Here is an 8,219-nt window from a genome sequence, read left to right on the forward strand (position 1 = left end):
GGCGGCTTCCTGCGCCAGCTCGCCCGCCAGGCCGCCGCCCAGCACGCCGGCCACCATGAAGCTCCTGCCGGACAGAAAGGCCAGGCCAGCCAGCACCGCCAGCAGCCAGCCCGTGGCAAAGGGCTCCAGCGCCGCCGCCATGCGGGTCTGTGCCGCAGACTGCCCCAGCGCGCGCCACTGGGCTGCCAGCAGCATCCAGAGCAGCAGTGCCGCATGCACGATGACCCAGGTCGGCAGGCCTGCGTACAGGGTGGATGGATCGTTGTCCGGCCAGAGCATGGTGCAAAACAGCAGCGCGCAGGCGGCGCCCAGCAGCACGCGCAGCCAGGGCCTTGCAATGGCGGCCGTGCAGGCCAGCGCAATGGCCAGGCCTATCGCGGCCGCAGCCTGCCCCGACAGGTCGCGCGCCAGGCCAAAGCCCAGCAGGCCGGCGCCGGTCAGCATGGCAGGCAGGGCCAGCTGCTCCAGGAAGACGGGCAGCTCCTCGGCGCGCAGCACGGCCACGGCTGCGGCCAGCATCATGGCGCCGATCACATAGGTGCCGGCGCCGCGCTCTATCCAGTCGGACAGGGCAAACGCAAACAGAATCAGCAAGGGAAGAAGGGCCAGCCAGGCGCCCAGCGCCGTGAGCAGCACCACCGCCCAATGGCGGTCGTTGGCGGCAGGGCGGCGGTCCTGCAAGGCGGCAGGCGGCAGGATGCCCTGGTCCACGGCCTGGCGCAGCAGGGTGTCGTGTTCGTGGCTCATTGAAGGCCTCCTTCCGCGTTGCGTGACATTCGAAGCACCAGGCTGACCGTGGCCGCCAGCAGGCACGCAGCGCCCAGGCCGACGAGCAGCAGCATGCCCGTGAAGTCCGCCCCCAGTTTTTCCAGCAGCAGATAGACCAGGCCGCACACCAGCAGCACGTTCAGGCCCAGCGCCGCACCGCTGAGCAGGAAGATGTCGAAATGCCTGCGCAGGCCCGCCAGCGCCGCCGCGCCTGCCAGCAGCACCAGCCCCAGCGGGTACTGCGGCGCCACCGTGCTGTGGAACAGCCCGCTGATGGCGGTGGAGGTGATCATCGCCAGCGCCAGCGCGCCCGCGCCGCGCAAGGCCCACAGCCCCGCGCCCGTGAAGCGCCGCAGGGCCGGTGCCATGACTGCGGTGACGGCAAGGGCGGCGCCCAGGGCCACGGCATGCACGCCCAGGTCGCGCGACTCCACCTCCCAGAACTGCGGCGTATGGGCCTGCGCCCACAGCGCGATGCCCGTCATGGCAACCACCACCCAGGGCACCCAGACGCCATCGCTGCGCGCCGCCAGGGCCAGCGGCAGGGTCAGCGCTGCCCACAGCGCAAACAGCTGCCAGGGGTCCGCTCCCGTCTGGTAGGTCTGCCCGAAAAAGGCGAACAGCGCACCCGTGCCCAGCAGCGCCAGCACGGACAGCGGCACGCGCGCCGCCGCGCGCCATGCCGCGCCAAGACACATCACGAGCACGAAGCCCTGCAGCAGGGCAAAGCGCTGCATGCGGCCCATGCTCTCCCAATTGGCGGCAATCCACAGCACGATGCCCAGCCCGCCCAGCGCCGCGCCCAGCAAGGCCACCACGGGCCACAGGCGGGTTCTGAGGGCGGCCGGTTCCTGCTCGAATCCCGCCAGTGCAAACAGCTGCACGGCGGCCTTGCGGTCCAGGCCATGCTGGCGGACAAGCTCATGCAATAGGGGGCGCAGGTTCATGGTGTGGATGTTCCTTGGCTTGAAGATGCGGATGCCCGACTTTGCCAGAACCTGTCCGGGATGGATTGCAACGCGGCAGCCCGGTGCCGGTGCAACCTGCTATCTTCCTCCCACTCTCCGGAACACTGCCGCCATGCATCCTGCGCCTGCCCCTTTTTGCCGACCTCGCATGTACCCCGCCAAGCCGCTGGCATGCCCTCTGAACGCAACGGCGTTGCTGGCGCCATGAAGCGCGGCGCAGACCTCGAGGATTCCGACGACCCGGTCGAATGGACGCCGGTCACACGCCCTGCCGCCATCGCGCTGACGGCTTTCGGCGCCTGGATCATCTGGGGCCACTTCTTCAGCGAGGACCGCTGGCTGATGCTGCTGGACAACGCCAACCTCGCGCTGCACGAGGCCGGGCACCCGCTGGTGGCCCTGTTCTCGCAGCATCTCTCGGTCTACGGCGGCACGCTGTTCCAGTTGCTGTTCCCCGCCCTGTTCATGCGCCATTTCCGCAGGCAGGGCCAGCGCACGGGCTGGATCGCCTCGCTGATGTGGCTGGGCGAGAACCTGATGAACGTGGCCCGCTACATGAAGGACGCGCGCGCCCAGGTCCTGCCGCTGGTGGGCGGCGGCGACCATGACTGGACGGAGATCTTCAGCCGCTGGGGCGTGCTCCAGGCCGATGTGCGCATTGGCACGCTGACGTCGCTGCTGGGGCTGTGCCTGGTGGCGTGGGGGTTGCGGCTGGCGGTGCCGCGTCTTCGTGCTCCCCAGGCCTGAAGCTCCATCTGATACGGTCGAATTCACCGCATCTGCTGCTACCCGCGGAGCAGGGCGCTGGGCATAGTCCAGGCAGTCCCCGGCAATTCATGACAAGCCCGCATCACGGGCGCACCGGCCGGGGCGAAGGCCCCGCATGTCAGAACGACCGAAACCGCTTCCCGATGAAACCGCCGCAGCCCCCCGGCCGCGGCCCGCGCCGCGCAAGGTGATTCCCATCGCCGACGCCAGCGCGGATTCCCCGCTGTTCGAGTCACGCCGCAAGATCCAGCCGCGCTCCATCTCGGGGCGCTTCGCCAACTGGCGCTGGGCCATGGTCTGGCTCACGCAGCTGTTCTTCTACGGCATACCCTGGCTGCAGATCCACGGCCGGCAGGCCCTGCTGTTCGACCTGGAGCAGCGGCGCTTCTACATCTTCGGCTGGCTGCTGTATCCGCAGGATTTCATCTACCTGGCCGTGCTGCTCATCGTCTCGGCGCTGGCGCTGTTCCTGTTCACCACGGTGGCGGGGAGGCTGTGGTGCGGATTTTCCTGCCCGCAGACGGTCTACACCGAGCTGTTCATGTGGGTGGAGCGCCTGCTCGAAGGCGACCGCAGCGCACGCCTGCGCCTGGATGCCAGCGGCTGGGGTCCGGAGAAGATCGCGCGGCGTGGCGGCAAGCATGCGCTGTGGCTGCTGATTGCGCTGTGGACGGGGCTGACCTTCGTGGGCTACTTCGTGCCCATCCGCAGCCTGCTGCCCGAGGTGCTGGCGCTGACCGGCGCGTGGCAGATCTTCTGGGTGCTGTTCTATGCGCTGGCCACCTACGGCAACGCGGGCTTCCTGCGCGAGCAGGTCTGCAAGCACATGTGCCCCTATGCGCGCTTCCAGAGCGCCATGTTCGACAAGGACACCCTGGTCGTCACCTACGACACCGCACGCGGCGAATCGCGCGGCCCGCGCCACAAGGGCGTGGACTACCGGGCCCAGGGCCTGGGCGACTGCATCGACTGCACGCTGTGCGTGCAGGTCTGCCCGGTGGGCATAGACATACGCGACGGCCTGCAGTACGAGTGCATCGGCTGCGGCCTGTGCATCGACGCCTGCAACAGCGTCATGGACCGCATGCACTACCCGCGCGGGCTGATCCGCCTGTCCACGCAGAACGGCATGGCCCGGGGCTGGCGCCAGAGCGAGCTGGTGCGCCGCATCTTCCGCCCGCGCGTGCTCATCTACGGCACGGCGCTGGTGGCCATCTCCACGGCCATGGTGGCCAGCCTGGCGCTGCGCACGCCGCTGAAGGTGGACGTGGTGCGCGACCGGGGCACGCTGTCGCGCATCGTGGCCGGCGGCCAGATCGAGAACATCTACCGCGTGCAGATCGGCAATGCCACGGAGCAGGACCAGCGCTATGTGCTGTCGGCCTCGGGCATCGAAGGCCTGCGCGTGGCTTCGGAGACCGAGGTGGACGTGGGCGCGGCCCAGGACCGCTGGGTCGTGGTGCGGCTGCAGGCGCCCTATGGCGCGGCCGGCCCTGGCTCGCACGGCGTGGAGATCACCGCCACGGCGGTGGGTGATCCGGCGCTTACCAAGCAGGCGCACAGCACGTTCCTGGTGCCGCGCTGAAGGGCCCGTTGGATGGATTGATTCAGGAGTACAGCGCAGTTGTTGTGCACGATGCCTGGTCCGCTGCAGCGCGGGCGGGCATCGGTTTTGAGGCCCCGGAAGTTTGTTCCGGGGCCTTTTTTTATCGTGTCTTCCCGACAAGGCGGACAAGCGGGCTGGCAGTCAGGCCAAGGAGAAACGACAGGGGCTTGAATGAGGCAGGCACGAGGCAGCACTTCAAATTCGCAGGCTCTACCCTGTGGTGATATGTATGAAGGTGAAATACATACCCGTAACGGGTATAGTTGGGAGGCTGGCATGGCGCGCGTTCTCAAACGCAAGGACTTTTCCCGATGGCAGGCGAGCGAGAAACTGCCCGATACCGCGCTGTGCAAGGCGGTCAGGGAGATGGAAAGAGGGCTGATCGACGCGGACCTGGGGGGCTTTCTCTACAAGAAGCGGGTGGCGCGTCCAGGCGCGGGCAAGAGTGGGGGTTATCGAACGCTGTTGTCGGCACGAATCGGCAACCGATACATCTTCCTGCATGGTTTCACCAAGAACGACAAGGCGAACATCACACAGGAAGAACAGAGGGCTTTGAGGTTTGCAGGCAAGCTGTTTCTGGACCTGTCCACCCAGGCCTTGTCGGCGGCCTTGCAGTCAGGCGTTTTGTTGGAGGTGCATTGTGAGCAAGATCATTGAATCCCTGCGCGGCGATCTGGCTGCGCTGTACGAAGCGGGCGCCATCGACAAGGTGACGATGCGCGAGTTCGACGCGATCTGTCCTCCCCCGGTGCGGGAGTTCGAGGCGGCCGACATCAAACAGCTGCGCGAGACTTTGAAGTTCAGCCAACCGGTGTTCGCGCTGCATTTGCACACCACGGCTTCCACGGTGCGCAAATGGGAGCAGGGCGAAACCCGTCCCGCCGGACCGGCGCTCAAGCTGCTCAACGTCATCGCCGACAAAGGCCTTCAGGCCATCCTCTGAGCCGGGGCGACACAAGGGTGGTATGCGGGCGACTCCCGGGCGACACGATCTGGTGTAAATGCTCATAGGGAAATCCGCAGACCCCGCTATGGTGGGCGGCTGTTTTCCGTCCCGCGTATGAACAAGAAACCTGCCTCCCCCGACAACGTCTTTTCCGAGTCCAGCGCCTCCGCATCGCTGGCCGCCTCCACCTCCACAGCCGGCGCCACCGGCAGCAGCCCGGCAGCGGCCACGCCCACGCCCACGCCCACGCCCTTTCGCTCCGCCCTGATCCGCTCCGGCACCATCCGTGCCACCACGCGCAGCTTCCTGCATGCCCTGGGCCAGGACGACGAAGACATGGAGCGCCCGCACATCGGCGTGTTCCACACGGGCGGGGAGATGAGCCCCTGCAACCTCAACCTGCGCGACCAGGCCCAGCATGCCAAGACCGGCATCTATGCCGGGGGCGGTACGCCGCATGAATGCCCGGTGGTGTCGGTCAGCGACGGGCTGACCATGGCGCATTCGGGCATGCGGTTCTCGCTGGTCTCGCGCGAGCTGATCGCCGACAGCGTGGAGGCTTCGGTGCGCGGCCACCAGTGGGATGGCATCTTCGCCATCGGCGCCTGCGACAAGAACCTGCCGGGGCTGATGATGGGCATGGTGCGCTGCAATGTGCCCAGCGTCTTCGTGCATGGCGGCTCGGCCCTGCCGGGGCAGGCGCCCGGCGTGCACGGGCGCGACCTGAACGTGGTCGATACCTACGAGACCATCGGCCAGGTGCTGGCCGGCACCGCCACGGCGCAGGACCTGGAGGCCATGAGCCGCGCCTGCCTGCCCACGGCCGGCGCCTGCGCTGGCCAGTTCACGGCCAACACCATGGGCATGGTGAGCGAGGCGCTGGGCCTGGCGCCCATCGGCTCCAGCATGGTGCCCGCCGTGTTCAGCGAGCGCGCACCGCTGATGCGCCGCGCCGCGCGCCAGCTCATGCAGGCCGTGTGGGCCAGCGCCGAAGGCGGCGGCCCGCTGCCGCGCGACATCATCACGCGCCGGGCGCTGGAGAATGCCTGCGCCGTGGTCAGCGCCACGGGCGGATCGACCAATGCCGCCCTGCACCTGCCGGCCATCGCGCATGAGGCCGGCATCCGCTTCCACCTGGACGACGTGGCCGAGATCTTCGCGCGCACGCCGCTGATCGCCGACCTGCGCCCCGGCGGGCGCTTCCTGGCGCGCGACGTGTACTACATCGGCGGTGCCGGCGTGATCCTGCGCACGCTGATGGAGCAGGGCTTTGTCCATGGCGATGCGCTCACCTTCACGGGCCGCACCCTGGCCGAAGAACTGGCCGATGCCGCGCCGCCCGATGGCGAGGTGGTGCGCACGCCCGGCAACCCCATCACGCGCGACGGTGGCCTGACCGTGCTCAAGGGCAACCTCTGCCCCGATGGCGCGTTGCTGAAGACGGCCGGCCTCAAGACCCTGGTACACCGGGGCCCCGCGCGCGTCTTCGAGTCCGAGGAACAGGCCCAGGCCGCCGTGCAGGCCATGCAGTACACGGCCGGCGATGTCATCGTCATCCGCAACGAAGGCCCGCGCGGCAGCCCCGGCATGCGCGAGATGCTGGGCATCACGGCGCTGCTGTATGGCCAGGGCATGGGCGACAAGGTGGCCCTGCTGACCGATGGGCGCTTCTCTGGTGCCACGCGCGGCCTGTGCATCGGCTACGCAGGTCCCGAGGCCGCCGACAACGGCCCCATTGCCGCACTGCGCGACGGCGACCTCATCGCCATCGACGCCCGCGCCGATGCGCGCAGCATCACGGTGGAAATCGGCGAGGCCGAACTGGCCGCACGTCTGGAACAATCGGCCGCCGCGCGCCGCCAGATGCCGCCGCTGGGCGGCGTGCTGGAAAAATACGCGCTCACCGTGCGCCCGGCCCACCAGGGAGCGGTCACGCATTCGGGCCAGGTGGTCTGGCTGCGCGACGACAGTTGAAGCCGCCGGGCTGGCACGCATTTCCCCCGCTGTTCCCCCACTGTTTTTTTTCAGAGTTTCAATTTCAACCGGAGACATACGCATGAACATCGACCGCCGCCAATGGCTGGGCACCGCTGGAGCGGGTGCGCTGCTGGCCAGCCTGGGCCAGCAGGCCTGGGCGCAGGCCCAGGGCCCCATCGAGACCCTGAACATCATCACCGGCTTCGCGGCCGGAGGCACCTCGGACGCCATCTGCCGCCGCGTGGGCACCAAGCTGTCGGGCTATGCCAAGACCGCCGTGGTGGAAAACCGCACGGGCGCGGGCGGGCAGATCGCCATCAGCTACGTCAAGGGCCGGCCCGCAGACGGCGCCACCCTGCTGCAGACGCCCACGTCCATGCTGTCCATCTACCCGCACATCTACAAGAAGCTGCCCTATGACCCGGTGGCCGACCTGGCGCCGGTCACCGTGGGCTGCATCTTCGACTTCGGCTTTGCCGTCGGCCCCGCCGTGCCCGCCAGCGTGACCACCGTGCCCGAATTCTTCGCCTGGGCCAAGGCCAACCCCGCAGGCGCCAACTTCGGCTCGCCTGCGCCCGGCTCCACGCCGCACTTCATCGGCGCCCTGCTGGGCCAGCATGCCGGCGTGGACTTCAAGCACGCCGGCTACCGCGGCACCCAGCCCGCGCTGCTGGACATGCTGGGCGGCAACGTCTCCGCCGTCTGCGGCCCCGTGGGCGACATGCTGCAGCACCTGGCCGGCGGCAAGATGCGCATCCTGGGCGTCAGCGGCGCCAAGCGCAGCCGCTTCGCACCCCAGGTGCCCACGCTGGTGGAGCAGGGCTACAAGGACATGGCGCACAGCGAATGGTTCGCCTTCTTCGTGCCCGCCAAGACCCCCGCCGAGACCGTGCAGCGCCTGAACGGCCACATGCGCAAGGCCCTGGCCACGCCCGACGTGGTGGACAGCCTGGCCACCTTCGGCCTGGACGCCCAATCCTCCACCCCCGCCGAACTGGCCGCGCTGCTGCAGTCCGAACTCGCCAAATGGGGCCCCATCGTCAAGCGCGTGGAATTCACAGCAGAGGGCTGATCAAAACCAGCGGGCCGAGCGAAGCGAAGGCCCGCCCCATGCCCACTCCCCGTATGTCAGCGCCTGCGTCGGGCCGCCTGCGGGGTTGCAGTCCTGCCGAAGGACAGGACT

Annotated in this window: 8 protein-coding genes; 6 read left to right on the forward strand and 2 right to left on the reverse strand. The window is 68.5% G+C overall.

Annotated elements, in window-relative coordinates; genetic code table 11:
• Together L995_RS12220 and L995_RS12225 are read right to left on the reverse strand one after the other, a co-directional pair.
• Positions 1-747: DUF4401 domain-containing protein (locus L995_RS12220; RefSeq protein WP_047472014.1), on the reverse strand; the 747-nt coding region annotated here is incomplete at its 3' end.
• Positions 744-1,715 carry a DUF2157 domain-containing protein gene (locus tag L995_RS12225; RefSeq protein ID WP_016453918.1) on the reverse strand — a complete coding sequence of 324 codons (972 nt, stop codon included), beginning with the start codon at positions 1,713-1,715 and terminating at the stop codon, positions 744-746. The genes L995_RS12220 and L995_RS12225, both read right to left, overlap by 4 nt.
• 192 nt (positions 1,716-1,907) lie before the next feature.
• Between L995_RS12225 and L995_RS12230 the strand changes: the two genes are divergently transcribed.
• The 6 genes from L995_RS12230 to L995_RS12255 all read left to right on the forward strand — a co-directional run bounded on the left by L995_RS12230 (position 1,908) and on the right by L995_RS12255 (position 8,108).
• Complete coding sequence (locus L995_RS12230; RefSeq protein ID WP_016450215.1) at positions 1,908-2,483, forward strand: hypothetical protein; 576 nt, start codon at positions 1,908-1,910, stop codon at positions 2,481-2,483.
• 136 nt (positions 2,484-2,619) lie between these two features.
• Positions 2,620-4,089 carry a cytochrome c oxidase accessory protein CcoG gene (ccoG, locus tag L995_RS12235; RefSeq protein ID WP_052195789.1) on the forward strand — a complete coding sequence of 490 codons (1,470 nt, stop codon included), beginning with the start codon at positions 2,620-2,622 and terminating at the stop codon, positions 4,087-4,089.
• Between the two features lie 297 nt (positions 4,090-4,386).
• A complete protein-coding gene (locus L995_RS12240; protein WP_016450217.1) occupies positions 4,387-4,770 on the forward strand; it encodes a type II toxin-antitoxin system RelE/ParE family toxin in 384 nt (127 codons plus the stop codon).
• The gene (locus L995_RS12245) at positions 4,754-5,056 is read left to right on the forward strand and encodes a helix-turn-helix domain-containing protein (protein WP_016450218.1); all 303 of its coding nucleotides are present in this window, start codon (positions 4,754-4,756) and stop codon (positions 5,054-5,056) included. The genes L995_RS12240 and L995_RS12245 overlap by 17 nt, the downstream gene beginning before the upstream one ends.
• Before the next feature lie 117 nt (positions 5,057-5,173).
• Positions 5,174-7,033 carry a dihydroxy-acid dehydratase gene (gene ilvD / locus L995_RS12250; protein ID WP_052195790.1) on the forward strand — a complete coding sequence of 620 codons (1,860 nt, stop codon included), beginning with the start codon at positions 5,174-5,176 and terminating at the stop codon, positions 7,031-7,033.
• 82 nt (positions 7,034-7,115) lie between these two features.
• Positions 7,116-8,108, forward strand: a complete 993-nt coding sequence (locus L995_RS12255; protein ID WP_047472016.1) for a Bug family tripartite tricarboxylate transporter substrate binding protein — start codon at positions 7,116-7,118, stop codon at positions 8,106-8,108.
• Positions 8,109-8,219: the final 111 nt, after the last annotated feature.

This window comes from Delftia sp. ZNC0008 (genome assembly GCF_000799035.1).
GTDB lineage: Bacteria > Pseudomonadota > Gammaproteobacteria > Burkholderiales > Burkholderiaceae_C > Comamonas > Comamonas tsuruhatensis.